Annotated in this window: 22 protein-coding genes; 15 read left to right on the top strand and 7 right to left on the bottom strand. The window is 63.5% G+C overall.

Translation table 11 applies throughout. The features are described from left to right. Positions 1 to 18: 18 nt before the first annotated feature. From QA643_RS07215 to QA643_RS07245, 7 genes are all read left to right on the top strand, one after another. On the top strand, positions 19 to 1,311 hold the full coding sequence (locus tag QA643_RS07215; RefSeq protein WP_283032498.1) for an ABC transporter substrate-binding protein: 1,293 nt from the start codon (positions 19 to 21) through the stop codon (positions 1,309 to 1,311). Positions 1,312 to 1,384: 73 nt separating this feature from the next. Then, on the top strand, positions 1,385 to 2,305 hold the full coding sequence (locus tag QA643_RS07220) for a branched-chain amino acid ABC transporter permease (protein WP_283032499.1): 921 nt from the start codon (positions 1,385 to 1,387) through the stop codon (positions 2,303 to 2,305). Positions 2,306 to 2,307: 2 nt separating this feature from the next. After that, positions 2,308 to 3,351, top strand: coding sequence for a branched-chain amino acid ABC transporter permease (locus QA643_RS07225; RefSeq protein ID WP_283032500.1), 1,044 nt, complete (start codon positions 2,308 to 2,310; stop codon positions 3,349 to 3,351). Further along, entirely contained in the window at positions 3,342 to 4,085 is a 744-nt protein-coding gene (locus QA643_RS07230) for an ABC transporter ATP-binding protein (protein ID WP_283032501.1), read from the top strand. Before QA643_RS07225 ends, QA643_RS07230 begins: the two co-directional genes overlap by 10 nt. Before the next feature lie 47 nt (positions 4,086 to 4,132). Further along, entirely contained in the window at positions 4,133 to 4,783 is a 651-nt protein-coding gene (locus tag QA643_RS07235) for an ABC transporter ATP-binding protein (protein ID WP_283032502.1), read from the top strand. Next, complete coding sequence (locus QA643_RS07240) at positions 4,783 to 5,439, top strand: ATP-binding cassette domain-containing protein (protein ID WP_283032503.1); 657 nt, start codon at positions 4,783 to 4,785, stop codon at positions 5,437 to 5,439. Before QA643_RS07235 ends, QA643_RS07240 begins: the two co-directional genes overlap by 1 nt. A 95-nt stretch (positions 5,440 to 5,534) precedes the next feature. Beyond that, positions 5,535 to 6,971: an NAD-dependent succinate-semialdehyde dehydrogenase gene (locus QA643_RS07245; protein ID WP_283032504.1), complete on the top strand. Its 1,437-nt coding sequence runs from the start codon at positions 5,535 to 5,537 to the stop codon at positions 6,969 to 6,971. A 67-nt stretch (positions 6,972 to 7,038) separates the two neighbouring features. On the opposite strand, the gene QA643_RS07250 is transcribed toward QA643_RS07245, so the two are convergent. Together QA643_RS07250 and QA643_RS07255 are read right to left on the bottom strand one after the other, a co-directional pair. Then, positions 7,039 to 8,751, bottom strand: a complete 1,713-nt coding sequence (locus tag QA643_RS07250; protein WP_283032505.1) for a bifunctional protein-serine/threonine kinase/phosphatase — start codon at positions 8,749 to 8,751, stop codon at positions 7,039 to 7,041. 31 nt (positions 8,752 to 8,782) lie between these two features. Then, positions 8,783 to 10,042: an MFS transporter gene (locus tag QA643_RS07255; protein WP_283032506.1), complete on the bottom strand. Its 1,260-nt coding sequence runs from the start codon at positions 10,040 to 10,042 to the stop codon at positions 8,783 to 8,785. Positions 10,043 to 10,679: 637 nt separating this feature from the next. Between QA643_RS07255 and nirB the strand changes: the two genes are divergently transcribed. Genes nirB through QA643_RS07270 form a run of 3 tightly spaced genes read left to right on the top strand, consistent with a single transcriptional unit; the run spans position 10,680 to position 16,144 of the window. Next, positions 10,680 to 13,139 carry a nitrite reductase large subunit NirB gene (gene nirB, locus QA643_RS07260; RefSeq protein WP_283032507.1) on the top strand — a complete coding sequence of 820 codons (2,460 nt, stop codon included), beginning with the start codon at positions 10,680 to 10,682 and terminating at the stop codon, positions 13,137 to 13,139. Further along, a complete protein-coding gene (gene nirD / locus QA643_RS07265; RefSeq protein WP_283032508.1) occupies positions 13,136 to 13,471 on the top strand; it encodes a nitrite reductase small subunit NirD in 336 nt (111 codons plus the stop codon). Before nirB ends, nirD begins: the two co-directional genes overlap by 4 nt. 12 nt (positions 13,472 to 13,483) lie before the next feature. Then, a complete protein-coding gene (locus QA643_RS07270; protein ID WP_283032509.1) occupies positions 13,484 to 16,144 on the top strand; it encodes a nitrate reductase in 2,661 nt (886 codons plus the stop codon). Between the two features lie 30 nt (positions 16,145 to 16,174). Here QA643_RS07270 and nhaA read toward each other — a convergent pair whose 3' ends face one another. Together nhaA and QA643_RS07280 are read right to left on the bottom strand one after the other, a co-directional pair. Further along, the gene (gene nhaA, locus QA643_RS07275; protein ID WP_283032510.1) at positions 16,175 to 17,359 is read right to left on the bottom strand and encodes a Na+/H+ antiporter NhaA; all 1,185 of its coding nucleotides are present in this window, start codon (positions 17,357 to 17,359) and stop codon (positions 16,175 to 16,177) included. Then, complete coding sequence (locus QA643_RS07280) at positions 17,356 to 17,994, bottom strand: TetR/AcrR family transcriptional regulator (protein ID WP_283032511.1); 639 nt, start codon at positions 17,992 to 17,994, stop codon at positions 17,356 to 17,358. Before QA643_RS07280 ends, nhaA begins: the two co-directional genes overlap by 4 nt. Positions 17,995 to 18,147: 153 nt before the next feature. Between QA643_RS07280 and QA643_RS07285 the strand changes: the two genes are divergently transcribed. Together QA643_RS07285 and QA643_RS07290 are read left to right on the top strand one after the other, a co-directional pair. Further along, entirely contained in the window at positions 18,148 to 18,357 is a 210-nt protein-coding gene (locus QA643_RS07285) for a ferredoxin (RefSeq protein ID WP_283032512.1), read from the top strand. Positions 18,358 to 18,415: 58 nt separating this feature from the next. Then, entirely contained in the window at positions 18,416 to 19,636 is a 1,221-nt protein-coding gene (locus QA643_RS07290; RefSeq protein ID WP_283032513.1) for a cytochrome P450, read from the top strand. 153 nt (positions 19,637 to 19,789) lie between these two features. Here QA643_RS07290 and QA643_RS07295 read toward each other — a convergent pair whose 3' ends face one another. Beyond that, positions 19,790 to 20,758, bottom strand: coding sequence for a tripartite tricarboxylate transporter substrate binding protein (locus QA643_RS07295; RefSeq protein WP_283032514.1), 969 nt, complete (start codon positions 20,756 to 20,758; stop codon positions 19,790 to 19,792). A gap of 57 nt (positions 20,759 to 20,815) precedes the next feature. After that, positions 20,816 to 21,847, bottom strand: a complete 1,032-nt coding sequence (locus QA643_RS07300) for a LacI family DNA-binding transcriptional regulator (protein WP_283032515.1) — start codon at positions 21,845 to 21,847, stop codon at positions 20,816 to 20,818. Between the two features lie 216 nt (positions 21,848 to 22,063). Between QA643_RS07300 and QA643_RS07305 the strand changes: the two genes are divergently transcribed. Genes QA643_RS07305 through QA643_RS07315 form a run of 3 tightly spaced genes read left to right on the top strand, consistent with a single transcriptional unit; the run spans position 22,064 to position 24,035 of the window. Next, on the top strand, positions 22,064 to 22,861 hold the full coding sequence (locus QA643_RS07305) for a glucose 1-dehydrogenase (RefSeq protein WP_283032516.1): 798 nt from the start codon (positions 22,064 to 22,066) through the stop codon (positions 22,859 to 22,861). 54 nt (positions 22,862 to 22,915) lie between these two features. Continuing rightward, positions 22,916 to 23,449 (top strand): VOC family protein, encoded by a 534-nt coding sequence (locus QA643_RS07310; protein ID WP_283032517.1) that lies wholly within the window; start codon positions 22,916 to 22,918, stop codon positions 23,447 to 23,449. 25 nt (positions 23,450 to 23,474) lie between these two features. After that, complete coding sequence (locus tag QA643_RS07315; protein WP_283032518.1) at positions 23,475 to 24,035, top strand: carboxymuconolactone decarboxylase family protein; 561 nt, start codon at positions 23,475 to 23,477, stop codon at positions 24,033 to 24,035. Between the two features lie 13 nt (positions 24,036 to 24,048). Here QA643_RS07315 and QA643_RS07320 read toward each other — a convergent pair whose 3' ends face one another. Continuing rightward, the gene (locus tag QA643_RS07320; RefSeq protein WP_283032519.1) at positions 24,049 to 24,732 is read right to left on the bottom strand and encodes a GntR family transcriptional regulator; all 684 of its coding nucleotides are present in this window, start codon (positions 24,730 to 24,732) and stop codon (positions 24,049 to 24,051) included. Positions 24,733 to 24,779 lie beyond the last annotated feature (47 nt).

Raw genomic sequence — 24,779 nt, forward strand, 5'->3', positions numbered from 1 at the left:
TCTGCTCGGGAGGAAGCCATGAAAAAGCGTGAGATCTCGCGGCGAAGCGTTTTGCAGGGCAGCCTGATGGCGAGTGCCTTGGCCGGCACGGCGAGCTATTTCGGGCCGTGGAAGGAAAACCGGGTCTGGGCGCAAGGCACCAAGCCGATCAAGCTTGGCCTGACCTGCGACGCCAGCGGTCAATACGGCAACAGCGGGCAGGACGACCTGCGCGGCATCCAGATGGCCATCGATGAAGCCAACGCCAAGGGCGGGGTGCTCGGCCGCAAGATCACTTGGATCACGGCCGATACCGAAACGACGCCGGCCACCGGCAGCCGCATCGCCGAACGCTTCATCACGCGGGAGGACTGCACGATCCTGATCGGCGCGGTGCATTCGGGCGTCGCCAACGCCATTACCCAGGTCGCCGCCAAGAACGGCGTCATCTACCTCAACACCAATTCCTCGGCGCCCAGCGAGGCCGGCGAAAACTGTTCGCGCATCAAGTTCGTCTGGGACGGCAACGGCACCAATTTCTCCAAGGCCTCGGTGCAGAACGCCGTCAATTCGATCGGCAAGAACTGGATGCTGCTCACCAACGACTATGTGTGGGGCCACACCACGTCGGCGGCGACAAAGACGCAGGTCGAAGCGGCCGGCGGCAAAATCATCGATAACCTGCTGGTGCCGCAGAACACCCGCGACTTCACCGCCTATCTGCTGAAGATCCAGCAGGCGAAACCCGATGTGGTCGCAACCGCGATTGGCGGCGACGATATCAAGGCGCTGCGCGAGCAGGTCGCCCAGCTCAAGCTCGACGGCAAGCCGGCCTGGATCAACAACCAGCAGGACTGGCCCGATGTCTGGGGCGCGCCCAACAGCCTGTTCGGTGTGTTCGGCACCACCTGGTATCACAAGCTGGCGCTACCCGGTGTCCCCGAATTCGTGAAGAAATGGCAGGCCGCCAACAAGGAGGGGTCGATACCGGTACCCGGCAACGTCTCCTACAACGGCTACATGGCGACGCGCGAACTACTGCGCGCGATCGCGCGGGCTGGCTCGACCAACAACGTCAAGATCATCAAGGAGCTTGAAAACCTCAAGGTGTCGGCGGCCGACCGCATGCAGCACTTCGATGCCTACATGGATCCGGTGACCCATCAGATGCAGCAGACGATCTATCTAGCGCGGCGAAACGCCAAGCCGTCCGACAGCACCGATCTCTACGAGATCATCAGCTGGACCGAGCCCAAGGCGGTCGCCGATACCGATGCCGCCGCCAAGTGCAAGCTCGTTCCCTACGAGCAGGTTCCGACCGTGGATTCCTGATCTTCCGGCCTCAATAAACCAGCAGCGGACGCGGCTGCGCCCGCTGCCTTGCAATCCAGCCACGAGAGCGATCTTGTTCGATCTTCTTCCTCATGTTCTCAACGGCCTCACGCTTGGCCTGTTGTTCGCGCTGATTGCGCTCGGCTTCATGCTGATCGTCGGCCTGATGGAGCAGATCAACCTGGCGCATGGCTCGCTGTTCGCGCTCGGCGCCTACTTTGCCATGCAGCTATTGGGGCCGCGTCCGCCGTTGCCGCCCGGCATCACGACTGCCTGGCTCGCGCTGCCGCTAGACTGGCGCTACGCCGCGACGCTGATCCTCGCACCCTTGGCGGCGGGCCTTGTCGGGATCGCGATCGAGTTCTGCATGCGGCGGACCTATGGCAAGGATCCGATGTACGGCCTTCTGCTGACGTTCGGCGCGGCGATGGTGATCGAGGAGACGATCCGCCTGACCTGGGGCACGCGTGATTACGTCCTGCAGGTGCCGCAGGCGATCAATGGCGGTTTCCTGTTCGGCGATCTGATCTGGTCGACCTACCGCTTCTATGCCGCAAGCATTGCGGCCGTCATCATCGGACTGGTCTGGCTGCTGATCGAGAAGACGCCGTTTGGCGCGACCGTCAAGGCCGGCGCGCATGACAGCGAGATCGTGCGCGCACTCGGGATCAACCTGACGCGGCTGCGGCTGTTGGTCTTCTTCTTCGGCACCATGCTCGCGGCAATCGCCGGCATCATCGTGGCCCCGATCTGGGGTATCCGTCCGCATATGGGCGTCGATGCCGTTATTCCGGCGTTCCTGGTTATCGTGCTCGGCGGGGTCGGCAGCTTCTGGGGCGCTGTGGTGGCCGGGCTGCTGGTCGGTCTCGCTGTCGGTCTCTGCGGCGCCTATGCGTCCGAATGGTCGCTGCTGTCGATGTATGTGCTGCTGGTCGCGGTCGTAACCTTCAGGACGAGGGGCCTCTGGGGCAAGAAGAGCGTGCTTGAGGCCTAAAGATGATCGCGACACACCAATCGGATTCCATTCGGCTGATTACGCCCACCATGCTGGTGCTGTTCCTGGCGTTGTTGACGGTGCCGCTCTGGATCGCGCATGCCGGCCTTTATCCCTATCTCGGCATCGAAATCCTGATCTGGTCGATCTACGCCCTGGCATTCAATCTTGTGCTTGGAATGGCCGGCCTGCCGTCGTTCGGCCATGGCGCCTACTTCGGAATCGGCGCCTACGCTTTCGGCCTCTGTCAGTTCAACGTCGCCGCCAACCTATGGGTCTGCATGGCGGCTGCGTTCGCCGTCGCCGGGCTCGCCGGTGCGCTGGTGGCGCTGTTCATCTCGCACCGGCGCGGCATCTACTATGCCTTCATGACGATCGCGTTCGGTCAGATCTTCTGGACGGTCGCGATCAAGTCGCACAAGGTCACCGGCGGCGAGGACGGGCTGTTGAAGATCGCGCGGCTGCCGGCCGATCTCGGGTTTGCATCGTTCGATCTCTCCAGCAATGTCGCGTTCTACTATTTCGTTCTCATCGTGTTCGGCGTTGCGGCCATTGCGATGTGGCGGCTGGTGCATTCGCCCTATGGCCGCGTGATTGCGGCGATCAAGCAGAGCGAAACGCGGGCGGCGCATCTCGGCTACAATGTCTGGCTCTACAAGGCCTCGATCTTCACGCTGTCGGCCGCCATATCGGGGTTTGCCGGTGGGCTGTTCGCGATGGCGCAACTCGCGGCGTTTCCTGATGTCATGAGCCTGCATCAATCGGGCTATGTGGTGATGATGACGCTGGTCGGCGGCGGTCTCGTCAGCTTTTGGGGGCCGGTGGTCGGCGTCTTCCTGTTCCTGACGGCGCGCGACGTGATCGGTGCGCTAACCAACGCATGGATGCTGTATTTCGGTCTGCTTTTCATGGCCGTCGTGCTGTTCTGGCCTGAAGGTGTCGCCGGAGCCATTGCCGCTATCTGGCAGAACAGGTCACTGCATCTGGCGCGGCAGCAGGGCAGTTCGGCGTTGCGTGTGTTATTCGGAGTTGGGCGATGGCGCTGATCGAGGTCGAGGGAGTCCACGTCCGTTTCGGCGACCGCGTCGTGCTGGAAAGCATCGATCTTGCGGTGCCGGAGGGGGAGTTCCACGGTCTGATGGGGCCGAACGGTGCCGGCAAGACCACGTTCTTCAACGTGCTTACCGGCCGCGTCAAGCCGAGCCGCGGTTCGATCCGGCTCGCCGGCGAGGACGTCACCGGCCTCAGCCCGCACCGCATCGCCGACAAGGGCGTCGCCCGCTCTTTTCAGATCATGACGCTATTCGATGATTTCAGCGCCCGCGAGAACATCATGACGGGCCTGCCCGGTTTTCGCGCCCGCGGCTTTGACATGTGCCGCGCGGCTGCAGCGGATCGTGACCTTTCCGAGCAGGCGTCAGACATTCTCGCGATGGTCGGCCTTGCCGACAAGGCTGACGTTCGCGCCAGGGATCTCTCCTATGGCGATCGCCGCGCGCTCGAAATCGCCGTTGCGCTCGGGCAGGGCCCGCGCGTGCTGTGCCTGGACGAGCCGACATCCGGGCTCGGCACCGATGGCGTGCAGCGGCTCGGCCAGCTGGTCAGCCAGCTCAAGCGCAAGCTCACGATCGTGGCAATCGAACACGACATGGAATTCCTGTTCTCGCTGGCGGACCGTATTTCCGTGATCCATTGGGGGCAGGTGGTCGCGCGCGGCGCGCCGCGGGAGCTGCAGCAGAACGAATGGGTCAGGCGCTCGAATCTCGGACGGTTCGCATGATTCTCGAAGTTGAGGCTGTCGATACGTTCTACGGTGAGACACAGGCATTGTTCGGCGCATCGCTGGCCGTCGAGCGCGGCAAGGTCTTCGCCCTGCTCGGCCCCAACGGCGCGGGCAAGACGACGATGCTGCGCTCCATCCTGGGATTGACGCGGCCGCGGCGCGGCGTGGTCAGGTTCGACGGCAGCGATGTCACTCACCATGCGACGCACGAAATCGCCCGTGCCGGTGTCGGCTGGGTGCCGGACGATCGTCGGCTGTGTCCGACGCTGTCGGTCGCCCGCAATCTCGGCATCGCGCAGAAGCGCACGCGTTTCCGCAGTTGGACGATCAAGGAAACCTGCGAGATTTTCTCGCCGCTCGAATATCTGATGGAGCGCGAGTGCGAAAATCTCTCCGGCGGCGAGATGCAGATGGTGGCGATCGCCCGCGCACTGGTCGGAGCGCCCGGGTTGATCCTGTTCGACGAGCCCAGCCAGGGCCTCGCACCCAAGATAGTCGGTGACGTGTTGGCGACGATACGCAGATTGCGGGATGAAGGAGTGGCGTCGCTCGTGGTCGAGCAGAATGCCGAAATCGCGTTGTCGGTGGCCGACCAGGCGGCTGTCATTGACCGCGGCCGGATTGCGTGGAGTGGTGAGGCGGCCGCGCTGCGCGATGACCGCGAACTCCGCCAGCGCCTGCTCGGAGTTCACTGATGACGCCGTTGCTTGTCCTCGATCGTATCAGAAAGGTCTACACGCGCGGGCGGGTGGTCCGGCGCCCGACATTCACCCTCGAGGTTGACCTCGTGATCGACCGGCCCGCGATCATTGGGGTGGTTGGACCGAACGGGGCCGGCAAGACCACGCTATTTGAGATGATGACCGGCTCCAACGCGCCGTCATCCGGCCGGGCCTACGTCGCCGGCACCGACATTCATCGGGTGAAGTACCGCGAACGCGACCGGCTGGCGATCCATTATCACCAGTCCTATCAGGTCCGCCGGTTTCGCAAGCTCGTGCCATCCGTGCTGCTCGAAAGATCGCCGACGGCCGTACCGATGGTGCATCTGTTCGACGAGCCGCAGTTCAATCTGCAGGACGGGTATATCGGCTTCATGCTCGATTTTTTCCGCAAGCTGCGGGGCGAGGGGCGGCTAGTGGTGCTGTGCCTGCATCCGACCGCGGCATGGCACCTGGAAATTCTGGCCGAGATCGCCGAGCAATATCTGCTGGTGGCCGATGGCGGCGTGACCCGGCAGCCGGATTTTGCGACGCTGACCAGCCAGCCCCGGTTCCGGAGCTATCTGGGTGAGGAAATGACGCGGGCCGCGGAGGCGCTATGCGCCGCTCGCGCGGGCGCACCCCACTGAATCGGCTTTGCAATTTGATAGGGCTTCCATCATATAGCGCCTGAATTTCCGCCGCGCGCCATTTTGGCGATCAATAAGCTCAGGGAGAAAGTCTCGTGGCATATTCGAACACTCAACTCTTCATCAACGGCAAATGGCGTCCGAGCCAGTCGGGCAGGACGATTGCCGTGCTCAACCCGGCGACCGAGGAAACAATCGGCACAGTGGCCCATGCCGACCGCGCCGATCTCGACGAGGCGCTGGAAGCGGCCGCCAAGGGTTTCAAGGCCTGGCGTGCGGTGGCGCCGTTCGACCGCTGCCGGATCATGCGCAAGGCGGCCCAAATCATGCGCGAGCGCAATGACGAGATAGCGCCGCTCCTGACCATGGAGCAGGGCAAGACGCTGGCCGAAGCCAAGATGGAGGCGATGGCGGCGGCCGACGTCATCGAGTGGTTCGCAGAAGAAGCCAAGCGCGCCTATGGCAGGGTGATCCCGGCCCGCGGCCCCGGCATTTACCAGATCGCGGTCAAGGAGCCGGTCGGCCCGGTCGCTGCCTTCACGCCCTGGAATTTCCCGATCAACCAGGTGGTCCGCAAGCTCTCCGCGGGCCTTGCGGCCGGCTGCTCGATCATCGTCAAGGCGCCTGAGGAAACCCCGGCATCGCCCGCGCAACTGATCAAGGCGTTCGCCGATGCGGGCGTGCCCGACGGCGTCATCAATCTGGTCTACGGTGTGCCGTCGGAGATTTCGGAATATCTCATTCCGCATCCTGTGATCCGCAAGATTTCCTTCACCGGCTCCACCATCATCGGCAAGCAGCTCTCCGCACTGGCCGGCCTGCACATGAAGCGCGCCACCATGGAGCTCGGCGGTCACGCACCGGCGATCGTGTTCAAGGACGCCGACGTTACCTCGGCGGCGAAGATCCTGGCGGCCGCGAAGTATCGCAATGCCGGCCAGGTCTGCATCTCGCCGACCCGCATGCTGGTGCAGGACGATGTGTTCCGTGAGTTCGTCGACAAGTTCGTCGAGGGCGCCAAGTCGATGAAGGTCGGTAACGGCCTCGATCCGGACTCGAAGATGGGCTCGCTCGCCAATCCGCGCCGCGTCACCGCGATCGAAGGCATGGTGCAGGACGCCGTCGGCAAGGGCGCCAAGCTCGAGACCGGCGGTCACCGCGTCGGCAACAAAGGCTACTTCTTCGAGCCGACCGTCGTCAGCGACGTGCCGAAGGATGCCCGCGCCATGAACGAGGAGCCGTTCGGACCGCTGGCGCTGATTTCGCGCTTCTCGACCTTCGACGAGGTGGCGGAAGAAGCCAACCGCCTGCCGTTCGGCCTTGCGTCCTACGCCTTCACCAGCTCGACCAAGACCGCGACCGCGATCGGCGCTGCGATCGAAGCCGGCATGGTCTCGATCAACAGCTTTGGTCTCGCGCTGCCCGAAGTGCCGTTCGGCGGCGTCAAGGATTCCGGCTACGGCTCGGAAGGTGGCACCGAGGCGATGGAAGGCTATTTCAACACCAAGTTCATCACCCAGACCGGGGTGTGATCAGACTGCGAAGCAATACGTGCTTCGTTCGCCTGGTATGGCCCGACGCTTCGCTGTGAGCGTCGGGCTAACTTTTTACGATCCATGCGAGAAGCAGGATGACCAGCACGACGAGGCTTGCGGACAGGCTTTTCCAGAACACGAGCGGATCGCGCTCATAGAGCGAGCGCCGCGACGTGACGGCTGGTTTCGCCCATGTCGCGCCGTTCTCGAGCTCGTGCGAAAATTCGATGACATCGCCATAGCGCTGCGCAGGGTCGACGTGCAGCGCCTTGCCGATCACCGCGTCCAGCCAGGCCGGCAGGTCGGGACGATAGCGCGCGAGGTTGGCGGGCTTGCCGAAGCGGGGCCGCGAGAACGGCTCGATCTCGCCATAGGGATAGGCGGCGGTGAACATCCGGTACACGGTGACGCCGAGTGCATAGAGATCGGAAAATTCATCACCCGGCCGGCCGCCGAACAGCTCCGGCGCCATGTAGCTCGGCGTCCCCGGAATATCCTCGGCCGGAAAATCCTCGAGCAGCGGCACGCGGGCGACGCCGAGGTCGACGAGCCGCAATCCGCCGCCCTTCAGCAGGATCACGTTATCGGGCTTGATGTCGCGATGGATGATGCCGGCGCGGTGCAGCGTCGCCACCGCGCGCGCCAGCTTGGTCGCGATCCCGATGCCTTCGGCGAGCGAAAGCTGCGGCGAGCGGTTGAGCCGCTGCTCCAGCGTCTCGCCCTCGTAAAGCGGCATCACCGAATAGAGGCGGGTCTGCCGTTCGGCGGGCAGCTCGACGATCTCGCCGATCCACAGGCTGCGCACGCGCGCCGCGACCCAGGCTTCGCGGACGAAGGCGAGGCGATAGGAGCCCTCGCTGGCAACGCGTGGATGTGGAAATTTCAGCACGACTTCGCGGCCTTGCCGCTTGTCGGTCGCCTTGAACAGCCGGCTGTAGCGTCCGTCGGACAATATCTCGCCGAGCGCGAAATCGTCGATGACATCGTCCGTTTCCGGCAGGTCCAGGATCGGAAGCGTGGCGATCGAGTGAGTGAGCTCGTCACGGTCGGCGGGCGGCAGGTCGACGACGTCGAGCACCAAGGCCGTCATGTTGTCGGTCGAGCCGGCATCGAGCGCCGCATCGACAAGCGCGCGCGCGGATTCTTCCGGCGAGGTGCGCTCGCTCAATAATAGCTGCAGCCGATGATCGGCGAGCACGCCATGCACGCCGTCGCTGCAGACCAGGAGCCTGTCGTGCTGCCGCAATCCGACGGTCGCATAATCGAAGCGGGCGAAATCTTCGAAGCCGATGGCGCGGTTGAGCAGGTGCGCGAGATCGCCGCGTCCGGCGATGTGATCCGTGGTCAACCGTTCCAGCCGTCCCTCGCTCAACCGATAGGCGCGGGTGTCACCGATGTGAATGACGTGGCAGAGCCGCCGCGACAGGATGATCGACGAGAAGGCGCAGCTCATGCCGCTGAGCCGGGGATCGGTGCGGCCCTGCGTGTAGATCCAGCTATTGGCGGCTTCAAGCGAGCGCGATGCCCGGCGACGCACGCCGAGCGTCTCGGGCAGGGAATAATAGGCGTCGATGAAGCAGCGAACCGCGAGCTCGGCGGCTTCGCGCCCGCCCTTGTGCCCGCCGACGCCGTCGGCGACGGCGGCGACGATGTCGCGGTTGTTCAGGCCGGATTGCCCGAGGCAGGTACCGACGTAATCCTCATTGGCGGAGCGCTTGCCGGTCTCGCTGACGAAGCCGACGCGAACCCCGAGATTACGTTGCGAACCGATCGTCACCCGCGCGGCCTCGAACTAGCAGCGCGGATCCTCAGACCCGCGCTCCCGATGCGGCGCCCCAAGTGGTGCGCCAGCGCACCTTGACCATGGCAAGTCCGATGAAACCAAGCAACGCCAGCAGGCCGAAAAACAGGAAGCCGGCGCCGAAACCGCCGGTCATTCCCTTGGCAAGGCCGAGCGTCTTGGCGAGGAAGAAACCGCCGATGCCGCCGGCGCAGCCGACCATGCCGGTCATCAGGCCGATCTCCTGACGGAAGCGTAGCGGGATGAGCTGGAACACGGCGCCATTGCCCATGCCGAGCGCCAGCACGCCGATCGAGAACAACAGCACCGACATCCAGGCGATCTTCGGCATCTCGGTGAGCGCCCAGCCGGCCGGTGCCGGCGCGGCCGGTCCCTCCGGCATGAATGCGATGACGAGATACGCCGCCACGACGACGCCGAAGAACATCGACAGCGAGCGGATGCCGCCGATGCGGTCGGCGATCAGACCGCCGACCGGGCGGAAGCCCGAACCGAACATGACGATCAGGGAAACCAGGAGGCCCGCCGCGACGCCGGAGACGTGATACTGCACGGTGAAATACAGCGGCAGCGCGTTGGCGAGCCCGACGAACCCACCGAAGGTGATGAAGTAGAAGAACATGAACCAGCGGCTGTCGGGATCGCGCAGCAATGTGCCGTAGGCCTTTAGCGAAACCGGCTTTCGCTCGCCGGGTGCGTCCTTCGCGGCGTAGATGTAATAGGCGAGGATCAACAGCATCGGAACCAGCAGCACACCGAACACGGCCTGCCATCCCCAATGTTCGGCGATCGACGGCGCGAACATGGTGTCGAGCACGACCCCCATATTGCCGGCGCCGGCAATCCCCATCACCACGCCCTGATATTGCGGCGGATACCAGCGGCTCGCCTGCGGCAACGCCACCGCGAACGAGGCGCCGCCGATGCCGAGCGCCAAGCCGAACAGCTCGATCGAGAGCTTGCTCGGAAGTCCGAAATAGCAGACCCAGGCCGTCGCGGCGATGACGACGAGCTGCGCGACGATTCCGGTTTTCTTGGCGCCGAACAGATCGGCGAGCAGGCCCATCGGCACCCGGAGCAGCGCGCCGGCCAGAACCGGAATGGCGACGAGCGTGAACTTTTCGTCCACCGCAAGGTTCATGTCGCGCACGATGTAAACGATCAACGGGCCGAGCGCGACCCAAGCCATGAAGCTTATGTCGAAGTAGAGAAAGGCGGCGAGCAGCGTGGGCCAATGGCCGGCCTTCTTGAATTCAGCAAACTTCATCAAGCAGCCTCGAAGATCGGCGCGTGATGCCGCGCTGGAAGCGCGGCGATCGCGGCACACAGGAATTTAATGTTGGGAAGCGAGTCGTCTCGTCGTTGAGGCGTACTCTCGTTCTCACTTCAGCAATTCGTGTGCCACAACGACGAGTGCACCACTTTGTGAGCGTTTGCAGAGCGTTGCCGGCCAAGGACAAGCCACCGCGAATACCGTTGCTGCTCCGTTTGTTGGCAAAAACAGCCCTCGAACGTGCAGATTGGTGTTTTATTATGCTGTGCAGAGGATGCGCGCTTGAAAGGCCGGTTTCCTCTGCTGTGCCGGTCTACCGGGCAGGTTGCCGCGCAATCGTGGTTAAGCATTGGTGCTGTGCACAATGGATAGCCCGAACGGGTGATTTTTTGTGCATTCGTGCACGCGCGGGTGCAACCAGTCAGCGATTTCATCAGCCGAAGTTGGTCGTGGTGCCCGAAAAACTACGGACCCCGTGTTGGCACGTGTCTTGAATACGTGAGAACTCGATCGTCATAGCCGACGAGTCTCTGCCCGCCGATGGGCGCTCCCAATCAACCAATATCGTTTGCCGATCGTCGATGCAGGGCTGCGTCGCCGACCGGGGCCGTCGGAACCTGGATCAGAGAGCATGCTCGATAAAGTGACTAAGCAAAAGTTGGTGGTGATCGGCAACGGCATGGCCGGCATTCGCACGGTCGAGGTGCTGCTCGAACGTGCGCCCGATCTCTACGACATCACCGTGTTCGGCTCCGAGCCATACGGCAACTACAATCGCATCCTGCTGTCGCCCGTGCTCGCCGGCGAAAAGACTGTCAACGATATCATGCTCAACACCGAGCAGTGGTACGAGGATAATGGGATCACGCTGCGCAAGGGCGAAATGATCGAGATGATCGATCGGCGCACCTGCGAGGTCGTCACCGTGGAAGGCGCGCGGGTCCCTTACGACCGTCTCCTGATCGCGACCGGCTCCAACCCGATCATGCTGCCGCTGCCGGGCAAGGACCTGCCAGGTGTCATCGGCTTCCGCGACATTCAGGACGTCGAGCGTATGGTTCATGCGTCGACGAACTACAAGAATGCCGTCGTGATCGGCGGCGGCCTGCTTGGCCTCGAAGCCGCCAACGGACTGATGAAGCGGGGCATGAACGTCACGGTCGTGCACCTCCTCGATACGCTGATGGAGCGCCAGCTCGACCAGGTCGCGGGTGGGCTCTTGCGCAAGTCGCTGGAAGAGCGCGGCATGGTGTTCAAGATGCCGGCGCAGACGGAAGCGATCCTCGGCACGGATCGCGTCACCGGCGTTCGCTTCGCCGATGGTGAGGAAATCCCCGCCGATCTTGTCGTGATGGCGGTCGGCATCCGTCCGAATGTCGAGCTGGCGCGCAAGGCCGGTCTCTATTGCGAGCGCGGCATCGTTGTCTCCGACACCATGCAGACCTATGACGGGCGGATCTACGCCGTCGGCGAATGCGTGCAGCACCGCCGCCAGACCTACGGTCTCGTGGCGCCCTTGTTCGACCAGGCCAAGGTCTGCGCCAATCATCTCGCCATGAAGGGCTTTGCCACCTATGACGGTTCGGTCGTTTCGACCAAACTGAAGGTGACCGGGATCGACCTGTTCTCCGCGGGCGACTTCGCGCCGGGCGCGGACAAGGAAGAGATCGTGATGCAGGACGCCTCCCGCGGCGTCTACAAGCGGATCATTCTGCGCGACAAGAAGATCGTCGGTGCCGTGCTCTATGGCGATACCATCGACGGCCCCTGGTACTTCCAGCATCTGCGCGACGGCACCGATGTCTCGCACATGCGCGAGCGGCTGGTGTTCGGCGCCGCCAATCTCGGCGATGGCGGCCATAGCGGCAAGAATTCGGTCGCCGCGATGAGCGACGACACAGAAATCTGCGGATGCAACGGCGTCTGCAAGGGGACGATCGTCAAGGCGATCAGCGAAAAGAAGCTGTTCACGATCGACGACGTGCGTGCCCACACCAAGGCGTCGTCCTCGTGCGGCTCATGTACCGGCCTCGTCGAGCAGGTTCTCGCCTTCACGCTCGGCGGCGACTATTCGGCGGCCCCGAAGGTCAAGCCGATGTGCGCCTGCACCGATCACAGCCATGACGACGCCCGCCGCGTCATCATCGAGAACGGATTGAAGACCATTCCCGATGTCATGAAGTTCATGGACTGGAAGACACCGAACGGCTGCCACTCCTGCCGGCCCGCGCTGAACTACTATCTGCTCGCCACCTGGCCGGGGGAATATCGCGACGATCAGCAGTCGCGCTACATCAACGAGCGCGTCCATGCCAACATCCAGAAGGACGGAACCTATTCGGTGGTGCCGCGGATGTGGGGCGGCGTCACGACGCCGGACGAACTGCGCGCCATCGCCGATGTTGCCGACAAGTTCAACATTCCAACCGTCAAGGTGACCGGCGGACAGCGCATCGACCTGCTCGGCGTCAAGAAGGAGGACCTGCCCGCGGTCTGGTCCGACCTCAACAAGGCCGGCATGGTGTCGGGCCACGCCTATGCCAAGGGACTGCGCACGGTGAAGACCTGCGTCGGTTCGGAATGGTGCCGCTTCGGCACGCAGGATTCGACCGGCCTCGGCGTCAAGCTCGAAAAGTTCATGTGGGGCTCGTGGACGCCGGCTAAGGTGAAACTTGCGGTCTCCGGCTGTCCACGCAATTGCGCGGAGGCGACCTGCAAGGATGTCGGCGTCGTCTGCGTCGATTCCGGCTACGAGATCCATTTTGCCGGCGCCGCGGGCCTTCACATCAAGGGCACCGAGTTCCTGACCAAGGTGGCGACCGAGGAAGAGACGCTCGAAATCATCGCCGCGCTGACACAGCTCTATCGCGAGCAGGGCTGGTATCTGGAGCGCATGTACAAATGGTGCGACCGGGTCGGTCTCGACGCCATCCGCAAGCAGGTGGTCGACGACATCGCCAACCGCAAGGCGCTGTTCGGACGCTTCGCCCATTCGCAGCAATTCTCGCAGAGCGATCCCTGGGCGGCGCGCGCCGAGCGCGGCGTCGATCGCAACGAATTCACCCCGCTGGCGGAGCTGGAACTGGCATGACCAAATGGATCGAAATCGGGGCGCTGAACGATATTCCGGTTCTCGGCTCGCGCGTGGTGCGAACTGCCGGTGGTGACATCGCGGTGTTCCGGACCAGCGACGACGAAGTCTTCGCGCTTGACGATCGTTGCCCGCACAAGGGCGGGCCGTTGTCGCAAGGCATCGTCCACAACAAGCGTGTCACCTGTCCGCTGCATAACTTCGTCATCGAGCTCAGAAGCGGTGCAGCGGTTGCACCCGATGAGGGATGCACACGCGCGCACCCGACCAAAGTGGAGAATGGCATCGTCTGGCTTGGCATCCAGGCGGCAGCGACCGTGCCTGCCGAGTGAGGGTGATCGCCCGTGGCAGTGAAGACAACCTGTCCGTATTGCGGCGTCGGCTGCGGCGTCATCGCTGACAGGGACGCTGCCGGCACGGTGACCGTCCGCGGCGATCCGCTTCATCCTGCCAATTTCGGAAAGCTGTGCGGGAAGGGCTCGGCGCTCGCCGAGACCGTCGGCCTTGAGGGGCGGCTGCTCTCGCCTGTCGTCAATGGGCAGGAGGCGGGCTGGGCTGCCGCGCTCGATCATGTCGCGGAGGGATTTGGCAGGATCATCCGCGAGCATGGCCCTGATGCGGTGGCGTTCTACGTCTCCGGCCAAATACTGACCGAGGACTATTACGTCATCAACAAGCTCGCCAAGGGCTTCATCGGCACCGCCAATATCGACACCAATTCCCGGCTTTGCATGGCATCGAGCGTGGCGGGCCACAAGCGCGCGTTCGGCAGCGACACCGTCCCGGGCTGCTATGAGGATCTCGAAACCGCCGATCTTCTGGTCCTGGTCGGCTCCAATGCCGCCTGGTGCCATCCGATTCTCTATCAGCGCATGATGGCCGCCAAAGCCAATAACCCGGCGTGCCGCGTCGTCGTCGTCGACCCCCGGCGAACCGCGACATGTGACGGCGCCGACCTGCATCTGCCACTTCGTTCCGGCAGCGATTCCGTGCTGTTCAACGGGCTGCTCGCGCATCTTGCGTCGCAAGGCGCGATCGATCGTGCATTCGTGGAGGGCTGCACTACTGGCGCCGAGGCGGCGCTTCAGAACGTCGCCGGCCAGACGGTTGCGCAGACTGCGGAGATCTGCGGCCTGTCGGAGGGCGCGGTGGCGCTGTTCTTCGACTGGTTTGCCAGGAACGAACGGGTCGTCACGCTCTATTCGCAGGGCATCAACCAGTCGAGCAGCGGCGTTGATAAGGTCAATTCGATCATCAACTGTCATCTGCTGACCGGCCGGATCGGGCGGCCCGGCATGGGCCCGTTCTCGCTGACCGGGCAGCCCAACGCGATGGGCGGGCGGGAAGTCGGCGGGCTGGCCAATCAATTGGCCGCCCACATGGAGATCGAGAATCCTGGGCACCGCGATATCGTCAAACGCTTCTGGCAGTCGCCTGTCATCGCCGACAAGCAGGGCCTCAAGGCCGTCGACATGTTCGACGCGATCGCCGATGGGCGCATCAAGGCGGTTTGGATCATGTCGACCAATCCGCTGGTCAGCCTGCCGGATGCCGATCGCGTGCGCTGCGCGCTCGACGCCTGCGAACTCGTCGTCGTCTCCGATTGCATGCGCCATACCGACACCACGCGACATGCCCATGTGTTGCTGCCCGCGCTTACCTGGGGTGAAAAGGACGGCACCGTCACCAATTCCGAGCGCCGCATCTCGCGGCAACGTCGGTTCCTGCCGGCGCCCGGTGAGGCGAGGGCCGATTGGCAGGTCGTCTGCGACGTCGCGAAGCGTATGGGCTTTCCCGGATTTGACTATCCGAGCGCGGCTGCGATCTTTCGCGAGCACGCCGGGCTTTCCAGTTTCGAGAATGACGGAACGCGCGATTTCGATCTCTCCGCGCTGCAGACGCTGGACGATCGCGCCTATGACGCGCTGACCCCGATCCAATGGCCGGTGACGCGGGAATATCCGACCGGCACGCCGCGGATGTTCGAGACGCGCGAGTTCTTCACGCCCGACCGCAAGGCCCGTTTCGTACCGGTGACGCCGCGCGCCGCGATAAATGCGACCAGCCGCGACTATCCCTTGGTGCTCAATACCGGCCGGGTCCGCGATCAGTGGCATACGATGACGCGGACTGGAAAATCGCCGCGGCTGCTTGCCCATATCTTCGAACCTTATGCCGAATTCCATCCTGACGATGCGCGGATGGCCGGCGTCGAGAACGGCGGGCTGGCGCGGCTGACCAGCCCATGGGGTGAGATGGTGGCGCGCGTCGTCGTCACCGCCGATCAGCGCCGCGGCTGCGTGTTCGTGCCGATGCACTGGAACGGCGAGTATGCCGGCGACGGCCGGGTCAATGCGCTGGTCAATCCGGCGACCGATCCGATATCCGGACAGCCTGAGTCCAAGCACACGCCGGTCAAAGCAGCAGCGTACTTGCCGAAATGGCACGCCTTCATCCTCAGCCGCCAGGAGATCGAACGTCCTGCCGCAGGCTATTGGGTTAGCGGTCTCTCGGGGACGTGCTGGCGCATGGAGCTGGCCTTCGATGTGCGCGAGCCGAGTTGGCGCGATTGGGCGCGGGCACAGCTCCGCGTGGGAGATGACGACATCGAGTGGATCGCCTATCGCGATCCCAAAGCCGGCCGCTTCCGTTACGCCGCCGTTCGCGACGGCCGGCTGGAGGGCTGCGTGTTCATCGCCCCCGACCACAAGCTTGTCTCGCGGTCATGGCTGACAGGCTTGTTTGCGGAACCAGCCTTGTCGCCGAATGCGCGGATGTCGCTGCTGACAGGACAGCCGCTGGACGCCGGCCAGGACGTCGGGCAGATCGTGTGCTCTTGCTTCGGCGTCGGGCAGCATCAGATATCGGCTGAAATCCGCAAGGGTGCGGCGAGCGTCGAGGATATCGGCCGCTGTCTGAAGGCCGGCACCAATTGCGGTGCCTGCAAGCCGGAGATTGGAAAGCTGCTGCGCGGTGCGGCCGTGCGCGACCCGCATCCGGCGTGAGCGATTCCTGAGCGCATCAAGCGGCGTTCGTCACCGCGACGCGGACGCCTCACCGGACTTCGCGCCAACTGAAAACATCACGGCAGCCACAATGCCCGACATCAGCGAGGCGGCGAGGACGCCGAGCCGAATTTGCTTCAGCACCGTTTCGTCATCGAAGGCGAGGGTTCCGATAAACAGGCTCATGGTGAAACCAATGCCGGTCAGGATGGCCATCGCATAAAGCTTTGCCGTTGTCGTGCCTTCCGGCATCGCCGCCAGCCCGAGCCGGATCGCGATCATCGAAGCGGTGAAGACCCCGAGTTGCTTGCCGATGAAAAGCCCCGCGACGATGCCGAGCGGTATCGGCGCCGTCAGAGTTGAGATGGTCAGCCCGTGGAGCGATACGCCGGCATTGGCAAAAGCAAAGATCGGCACGATCGCGAAGATGACCCACGGCCGGAGTGCGTGTTCGGTATCCTCGAGCAGGCTGTGGCCGTCATGCCGGGTAAGCGGCATCGCCAGCCCGACGGCGACGCCCGCGAGCGTCGCGTGCACGCCGGATTTGAGCACGCAGACCCAGGTGAATAGGCCTGTGATCAGATAGAACGATGGCCGACGCACATCCAAAAAGTTCAATACTGCGAGCGCGGCGACGCCGAGCCCGCCGAGCGCCAGTGCCAGCACCGAGAGATCGGCGGTATAGAAGATCGCGATCACCACGATGGCCATCAGGTCGTCGATGATCGCGAGCGCCAATAGAAACGCCTTCAGCGAAGCCGGCACCTTTCGTCCCAGCATGGCGCAGACGCCGAGCGCAAAGGCGATGTCGGTGGCTGCCGGTATGGCCCAGCCGCGCAAGGCTTGGGGATCTCCCCAGTTCACCGCGGCATAGATGGCGGCCGGCGTGACAAAGCCGCCAAAGGCGGCGATCACGGGTAGCGCCGCCTGCTTGGCGCTCGCCAGCGCGCCCTCCATCACCTCGCGCTTGATTTCGAGGCCGACCAGCAGAAAGAACACCGCCATCAGGCCATCGTTGATCCAGTGGTCGACGGTTTTGCTCAGTCCGATCGATCCGATCCGAACCTCGCCGGTCATCCGCAGCAGCGCCTCGTAGTCCGCGCCGAATGGCGAGTTGGCAACGACCAGCGCCGCGATGGCTGCCAGGCCGAGCACCGCGCCGCCATAGAGACCCGTATTGTCTGAAACGTCTGAGGCCGGAATGTTGGCGGTCATCGGCCAGTCTTGCCGCTCGCCTCGATCGCGATCGACAGCGCAAGCTTGGTTTCCGCAACGATGTCTTCGACCAGCTCTTCCCGGCTGACCTGGGCGGCCTGGCCGGTGAGCAATCCCTGTTCGGCGAGCATCACCACCCCATGCAGCGAGGCCCAGATCTTCAGGGCACTGCGCTCGCGTAAAAGGCCGACAGCCGGCGCCTCCAGCGCCTCCACCAGCAACTCGAAGGTCTCCATTGCCGCGCTGTGCAGCTCGCTGCCTTTCGGCGCGCATGCCATGGTCCGCGATGCGAACATCAGGCGATAGATGCCGTTGCGGCGCAGGCCGAAATCGAGCGTGAGCTGCGCGAAACGCGACAATTTCGACTGTTTCGACGGCTTTTCGATCGCCGTGCGCAGCATTGCGCTGAACTGGCGAAAGGCTTCGGCCGTGACGGCGGTCAGCAGCGTTTCGCGGTCGGCAAAATGCTTGTAGGGAGCCGGCTGCGAGACGCCGAGTTTTTTGGCAAGGGCGCTGATGCTGATCGCTTCGGGGCCGCCGAGTTCGACCTCGTGCAGCGCAGCCTGAACCAGGGCATCACGGAGATCCCCATGGTGATAGGCATTCAGCGCTTTGCGTGCAGGTCGAGGCGGCATCCAGTTCCATCATCTATAACTTTTGCCTTGACAGCACAACGCCAACGCGAATGTAATATGATATAACTTCGCGGTGCGCCGGCGGGTCTGTCCGGTCGCGCCGAGGATAAGGCCGTGCAAGATAAGCGCGCCGCAAGCGAGGGGAACGCTGCGATGGCTGGAACGCTGAAGATCCGCGTCGACCAGGACAAATGCCAGGGACACGCGCGCTGCAAATCACTGGCACCCGAACTGTTCGACCTCGACGAATTCGGCAACGCCCACGAAGTGGGCGACGGCACCGTGCCTGCAGGCCTCGAAGACAAGGCCTACCTCGCCCAGAGCAACTGTCCGGAAATTGCGATCGAGGTGACCGAAGAATAGCCGGTCGCGATCTTTCATCCATCACGATCTGAACGAACCAAGCAGAGGAATTGCTCCGATGTCCGATTCCGCCAGCATCATGCCCGAACATCCGCCGGTCACCGATTGGGTCAACGATTTCGACCACACCGATCCGAAATGGACGGAGAACCCGTTTCCGATCTGGGAAGAGTTGCGTGCGGCCTCGCCCGTCGTGCACACTGAGCGGTTCCTCGGCTGCTACATGCCGACCACTTATGAGGCGGTGAAGGAAATTGCCTACGACACCGAACACTTTTCATCCCGGCGCGTCATTGTGCGCGACGTGCGGCCGGAGATCACGGCAAGGGCGCCGCCGATCACTTCCGATCCGCCCGAGCACAAGCCGGCCAAGCAGTTGCTGCTGCCGCCGTTCACGCCGGACGCGATGAAGAAGCTTGCGCCGCGGGTGCGCGCGATCTGCAACGAACTGATCGACGAGTTCATTGCCGACGGCAAATGCGATGCCGCCGCGCGCTATACCAAGCACGTTCCGGTGCGCGCCATCGCGCATATGCTCGGGATTCCGGAAGACGATGGCGAGCTCTTTATCAAGTGGATTCATGAGATCCTCGAGCTCGGCATCAAGAGCGAAAATGCACTGATGGGCGCCGTAAGGGATATGACCGGCTATTTCGCCGTGCATCTGGAGCAGCGCAAGAAGAACCCCACCGACGACCTGATCTCGACCTTGATGAAGGCGAGGGACAAGGACGGCAATCCGCTGGCGGACGAGCACGTGCTCGGTTCGCTGCGGCTATTGTTGATCGCCGGCATCGACACCACCTGGAGCGCGATCGGCTCCTCGCTCTGGCATCTGGCGAAGACGCCCGCGGATCGCGAGCGTCTCGTCAAGGAGCCGGAACTGATGCCGCTCGCGGTGGAGGAACTGCTGCGCGCCTATTCACCGGTGACGATGGCGCGCGAGGTGATGAAGGAGACCACCGTCAGCGGTTGCCCGATCAAGCCCGGCAACATGGTGCTGCTGTCGTTCCCCGCCGCGAACCGCGATCCCGCGATGTTCCCCGATGCCGACAAGGTGGTGATCGACCGCAAGGAGAATCGTCACGCCGCGTTCGGCCTCGGCATCCACCGCTGCGTCGGCTCCAACCTTGCACGCATGGAAATGACCGTCGCAATCGAGGAATGGCTGAAGCGGATTCCGGATTTCCGGCTCGATCCGGCCGGCAAGGTGACGTGGTCCGAGGGCACCGTTCGCGGCCCGCGCCAGTTGCCGCTGCTGTTTGGCAAGACGAACTGAGCATACCGACATCGGATAGCGTCGTGTTCCGGACGCAGCGCGGCACGAAGTGCTGCGCTGCTGAGCCGGGACCTTCCCGTGCATTGAGGTGGGTCCCGGCTCTGCGGTGCAGCGCTGAAGCGGCGCTGCGCCGCGTCCGGGACAGGAGCGCCGTTACTTGACCTCGATCTTCGCGTCGCTGGCCACCTTCTTCCAGGCCTCGATGTCCCGCGCGTTGATGTCGCGCTGCTGGTCCCCGGCGATGAATTCCGCGGAGATGCCGAGCGCCAACAACTTGTCGGCAATATCCGCCTCGGTGAGAGACTCCCTCAAGGCACCAGCGATTTTCTGCGCGACGGGATCGGGAACGCCGGCTGGCGCGTACATTACCCAGGAAAGGCTACGTTCGAAATCGACGCCTTGATCCTTGTAGCTCGCAACATCCGGCAGGCTCGGCGAACGCCCGCCGCATGCCGCCAGCGCCTTCAGCTTTCCGTCCCTCACCAGCGGCGTTCCGGTCGCCATGTCGACCAGTCCGACCGAGATGTGCCCGCCCATGAGATCGTTGGCCAGCTTGGCCGCGCCGCTGAAGGGGACGTGCTGCAGGCGGATGCCTGCCTTTTGCGAAAGAATTTCGCCGCAGAAATGTCCGGTCGAGCCGACCCCCCAGCTTCCGTACTGGATGGGCTCTCCCTTCTTCGACAGTTCGGTCAGTCCGCGCAGATCGCTGGCGGGAAAATCCTTCGTCGCAATCAGCAGGATCGATGACGTTCCGATGCGGCCGATGGTGGTGAAATCCTTGAGCGGATCATAGGGCAGGCTCGGATAGACCGCGGGCGCCAGCACATGCGTGGTCATGCCGCCGATCGTGATGGTGTAACCGTCCGGTGGCGAGGTTGCCGCCTGTTGCGCGCCGATGGTGCCGGCGGCGCCGGTGCGGTTTTCGACATATATGGTTTGTCCGAGGCGTTTGCCCATCCGGTCGGCGAGCAAGCGCCCGAGCACATCGCCGCCGCCGCCAGCTCCGAACGGCAGCAGCATCTTGATCTTCTTCGAGGGATAGTCGGCTGCGTCCTCCGCGTGAACTGAGGCTGTCATCGACGACAGCGCAAGCAGCGAAAGCATGATCGCACGCAACTTCATTTACTCACTCCCTGGGTTTCCTGTTTTTGTTTTTGGTCGTTTGGATCGGCGGCCCCGTTAGGGCGCGCGGGGTTTGGCGCCCGAGTGTCGAAGAATGAACCGTGTCGGCAGGTAAACCGGCCGTATCTTCTTGGCCGTTTCACCGCCGCGGATGCGGTCGAGCAGGATGTTGGCCGCAAGGCGGCCCATCTGGTCGAGATCCCAGGTCAGCGCCGATATGCCCGGCGTTGCATGTCGCGCCAGGTCGGTGTCGCCGATGCACACCAGTGAGACATCGTCGGGATAACGCAGTCCGCTGCTGGAAAGCGCGTTCATCACGCCAGCCAGCATATGCGTGCCCAGCGTGATAATCGCGGTCGGGCGGTTGGGGCCGCGCAGCAACTGGCAGACGTCGCTGAACGCGATGCCGGAGCCTTGCGTCTGCGGCAGGATCAGCTCGGGATCGACCGCGAGCTTCGCTTCGGTATGGGCCTGGCGATAGCCGGCAAGGCGTTCCGAGCTCGGCAGCAATGCCGCGCGTCCCGTGAGCAGCGCGATGCGGCGGTGGCCAAGCCCGATGAGATAGCGCGTGATCTCGAGGCCGCCGCCGCGATGATCTGCGCGTACCGAGGGAGCGCCTGGCACCTCGCGGTCGATGGCGACGCAGGGCAGCTCGAGGTTTGCCAGCGCGCCGGTAAAATCCTTGTGGGCGTTGTCGCCGGCAAACAGCAGCAGTCCATCCATGCGCCGGCGTCGCACCGCCGAGATAAAGGCTGTCTCGCGGTCTTCCTCGTGCCGAGTCGCGGCGAGCATCAGCACATAGCCGGCGCGCTGAAACTCCTCTTCCGCACCGTTGATCATCTCGCTGTAGAGCGGGTTCGACAGATCGGAGACCATGCAGCCGATCGTCTTGCTCTCGCGCGAGCGCAGCGCCTGCGCCGCCGAATGCGGCTCGAAGCGCAGGCGGTTCACCGCGCGCATGATCTTTGCGTGCAATTCCGGGCTGATATGGGGTTCGCCGTTCATCACCCGGCTGACGCTGCTGACCGATACGCCGGCCTGGGCGGCGACGTCACGAATGGTGGCGCGCACGGGCTGCGCTCGGCGCATTGCAGATTCCCGATCGGAACAAAGGCTGAAGCAGCCTAGCTCAGCCTGGAAACGATATACAAGATAATTTAGCTTCGTCTATGCATCTTGTTTGGACGGTCGTGATAAAGTATGGAAACGTTTCCAAGAAATAGCCGGAGCGAGGCGGCAGACCGTTGCCCTCCGCTCGATAACAAGACGGCCGAACGGCCGCAGGCCGGGGAGGCGAATCAAGCGATGACGCGGCGTGTCGAAGGAAAAGTCGCCCTCGTGACCGGTGCGGCCAATGGTATCGGGCGCAGCGCGGCCCTGCTGCTGGCGCGCGAGGGCGCGAAGATCATCGCGACCGATCTGCAGGACGAGAGGGGCGAGGATCTACTGCGCGAATTGCGCGCCATGGGATGTGAGGCCGAATACTGCCACCACGATGTCACACGCGAGGAGGACTGGCAGGCGGTCGTCGCTGAGACGCGCGCACGCTTCGGCAGGCTGGATGTTCTCGTCAACAATGCCGGGATTGGCCTGTCCGGTTCGGTCGTCGATATGGCGTTTGCCGACTGGAGGCGGCAGGTCGCCGTCAATCTCGACGGCGTTTTTCTCGGCGTGAAATATTCGCTTCCGCTGATGCGCGAAGGCGGAGGCGGCAGCATCATCAATGTTTCCTCGATCGCGGGAATCAAGGCTTCGCCAAATGTCTCGGGCTATTGCGCGACCAAGGGCGGCGTCCGGCTGTTCACGAAGTCAGTGGCGCTGGAATGCGCGGCCGCTAAAGACGGGGTGCGCGTCAACTCGCTGCACCCCGGTATCACCGAAACCGCGATCTGGGACACGTTGATCGGCACCGTCGAGGATGGCTCGAACGGTGGACAGGAGCGCGGGCCGACGCTGGACAAGCTTACCGAACGTGCCGTCCCGCTCGGCTACAAGGCGGCACCCGAGGATATCGCCAACGGCATTTTGTGGCTCGCCAGCGACGAAAGCCGTTACGTCACCGGCACGGAGCTCGTGATCGATGGCGGCAGGTCGATCGGCTGAGAGATCAAGAAGAACAACGGGCGGACTGCGCCGGCAACGAGAGGGGAGGTCATAATGAGTCGTATCTTTGGTGCAGTCTGTCAGAACGGTTACGTCGTGCGGGATATCCGCGCCGCGATGGATCACTGGGTCAATGTGATGGGCGTCGGGCCTTGGTATTACATTCCCAAGGTCAAGACCGACTACTTCCGTCACCGCGGCCAGGACTCCGCCATGGAGATGAGCGTGGCGCTGGCCAATTCCGGCGATCTGCAGATCGAGCTGATCCAGCAGCGCAACGACGCGCCCTCGATGTACAAGGAGTTTCTGGACTCAGGCCGCGAAGGCCTGCAGCACATGTCGTACTGGACGCGCGACTATCAGGCCCTCTACGACCGCGCGCTGTCGCTGGGCTACAAGGTGGGCCATGAAGGCCAGATCGGCGGCGAGAAGGGCCGCTTCGCCTATTTCGACACCGAGGCCCATCCCGGCACGGTGGTGGAGATTTCGGATATCAGCGGCAGCAAGGGAAGCTTCTTCGACCACATCCGCAAAGTCGCCGCCGATTGGGATGGCTCCGATCCTATCCGCGAAGTCGGCGCCCGCTGAAACGGCAACGTTAAGGAATACGCAGATGGCAAGACTTCCCCTGATCGATCCGGCGTCAACCAGCGGCGATATCCGTGCGTCCTTTGACAGGATGCCGGTGGTGCTGAACATCTTCCGTATGATGGCGCATGCCGAGGCCAATTTCATCCCCGCGATGCGGTTCGCCAATTCGATCCTGCACCGCCAGAAGCTCAGCCACGTCAACCGCGAACTGTTGATCCTGCAGGTCGCGCAATGGGAGCATGGCGAGTATGAGTGGCGGCAGCATGTGCCGATCGCGCTCGGCGTCGGCGTCACGCAGCGGCAGATCGATTGTATCGAGCGGGGCAGATACGAGGATGCCGCGTTCAACCCCGCCGAAAACGCGCTGCTGGCATTCGGCCGGGAGGTCATCGAAAATGTGCGGGTGTCGGCGCCGGTCTTTGCTGCGATGCGCCAGCATTTCAGCGAGCAGGAGGTCGTCGAATCGATCCTCGCGATCGGCTTCTACATGACGATGGCCCGCCTGACGGAAGCAACCGAGGTGGACCTCGACCCCGCCGCCGGGATGACCGTGTTCGAGGGCGGCAAGAAACGATCGGGCTGATCGAAAACCGTTCTCAGGCGGTCACGGACTGACCGATGCGGCTCTCAACATAGCGCAGCAGCCGCTCGGTTCCAGCCAGCGCGGCCTTGGCATCGCCGCGCGACAGCGCCAGCGCGATCTCGATATGGGCTTCGACACCTTCCTTCGACAATCTCCGGCCGTGATGGGTAAACCAGAAGCGACGATTGAGCGGCGCGATCACCTGCATCATCGAGCCTGCAAGCTCGTTCCGGCAGGCGGCAATGCAAAGCCGATTGAATTCGGCGTCGAGCCGCGCGAAGGCATCGAAGTCCTGCGTGCGTAGCGCGGTCTTCATCTGGGTGGCGATCTCACCAAACTGCCTGCGTTCGGATTGGCCGGCCCGCTCCGCGGCCCTCCCCATCACCAGCGTCTCGATCGCGCGCCGCGTTTCGATCAACATCACCTCTTCCTCGGGCCTGATCGGCGTGACGATGCAGCCGCGGCGGGGCAGGACAAGCAGAAGCCTTTCCCGTGCCAGCCGTTGCATGGCTTCGCGAACGGGCGTGCGGCCAATTCCAAGCTGGGCCGAAAGCTCGGCCTCCGATACCAGAGTCCCCGGCGCCAATTGCAGCGTGCTGATCATTTCCTCAAGCAGAGCGTAGGCCTGATCCGTGAGGCTTTCGGCTTCCGCCGGCTCCTGTTTGCGCTGGTTGGATTTCTTGGAGGCTTTGGGCAAGGCGTCTGGTCCCCGGCATTCGAATCGCGATTGACGACGTGCTTCTG

The organism is Bradyrhizobium sp. CB3481, from assembly GCF_029714305.1.
In the GTDB taxonomy this organism is placed as follows: Bacteria; Pseudomonadota; Alphaproteobacteria; order Rhizobiales; family Xanthobacteraceae; genus Bradyrhizobium.

Coding starts and splice junctions, on each gene's coding strand:
- QA643_RS07215 (WP_283032498.1), top strand. CDS start 19: ATGAAAAAGCGTGAGATCTCGCGGCGAAGCGTTTTGCAGGGCAGCCTG.
- QA643_RS07225 (WP_283032500.1), top strand. CDS start 2,308: ATGATCGCGACACACCAATCGGATTCCATTCGGCTGATTACGCCCACC.
- QA643_RS07230 (WP_283032501.1), top strand. CDS start 3,342: ATGGCGCTGATCGAGGTCGAGGGAGTCCACGTCCGTTTCGGCGACCGC.
- QA643_RS07240 (WP_283032503.1), top strand. CDS start 4,783: ATGACGCCGTTGCTTGTCCTCGATCGTATCAGAAAGGTCTACACGCGC.
- QA643_RS07255 (WP_283032506.1), bottom strand. CDS start 10,042: ATGAAGTTTGCTGAATTCAAGAAGGCCGGCCATTGGCCCACGCTGCTC.
- nirB (WP_283032507.1), top strand. CDS start 10,680: ATGCTCGATAAAGTGACTAAGCAAAAGTTGGTGGTGATCGGCAACGGC.
- nirD (WP_283032508.1), top strand. CDS start 13,136: ATGACCAAATGGATCGAAATCGGGGCGCTGAACGATATTCCGGTTCTC.
- nhaA (WP_283032510.1), bottom strand. CDS start 17,359: ATGACCGCCAACATTCCGGCCTCAGACGTTTCAGACAATACGGGTCTC.
- QA643_RS07280 (WP_283032511.1), bottom strand. CDS start 17,994: ATGCCGCCTCGACCTGCACGCAAAGCGCTGAATGCCTATCACCATGGG.
- QA643_RS07285 (WP_283032512.1), top strand. CDS start 18,148: ATGGCTGGAACGCTGAAGATCCGCGTCGACCAGGACAAATGCCAGGGA.
- QA643_RS07290 (WP_283032513.1), top strand. CDS start 18,416: ATGTCCGATTCCGCCAGCATCATGCCCGAACATCCGCCGGTCACCGAT.
- QA643_RS07295 (WP_283032514.1), bottom strand. CDS start 20,758: ATGAAGTTGCGTGCGATCATGCTTTCGCTGCTTGCGCTGTCGTCGATG.
- QA643_RS07300 (WP_283032515.1), bottom strand. CDS start 21,847: ATGCGCCGAGCGCAGCCCGTGCGCGCCACCATTCGTGACGTCGCCGCC.
- QA643_RS07305 (WP_283032516.1), top strand. CDS start 22,064: ATGACGCGGCGTGTCGAAGGAAAAGTCGCCCTCGTGACCGGTGCGGCC.
- QA643_RS07310 (WP_283032517.1), top strand. CDS start 22,916: ATGAGTCGTATCTTTGGTGCAGTCTGTCAGAACGGTTACGTCGTGCGG.
- QA643_RS07315 (WP_283032518.1), top strand. CDS start 23,475: ATGGCAAGACTTCCCCTGATCGATCCGGCGTCAACCAGCGGCGATATC.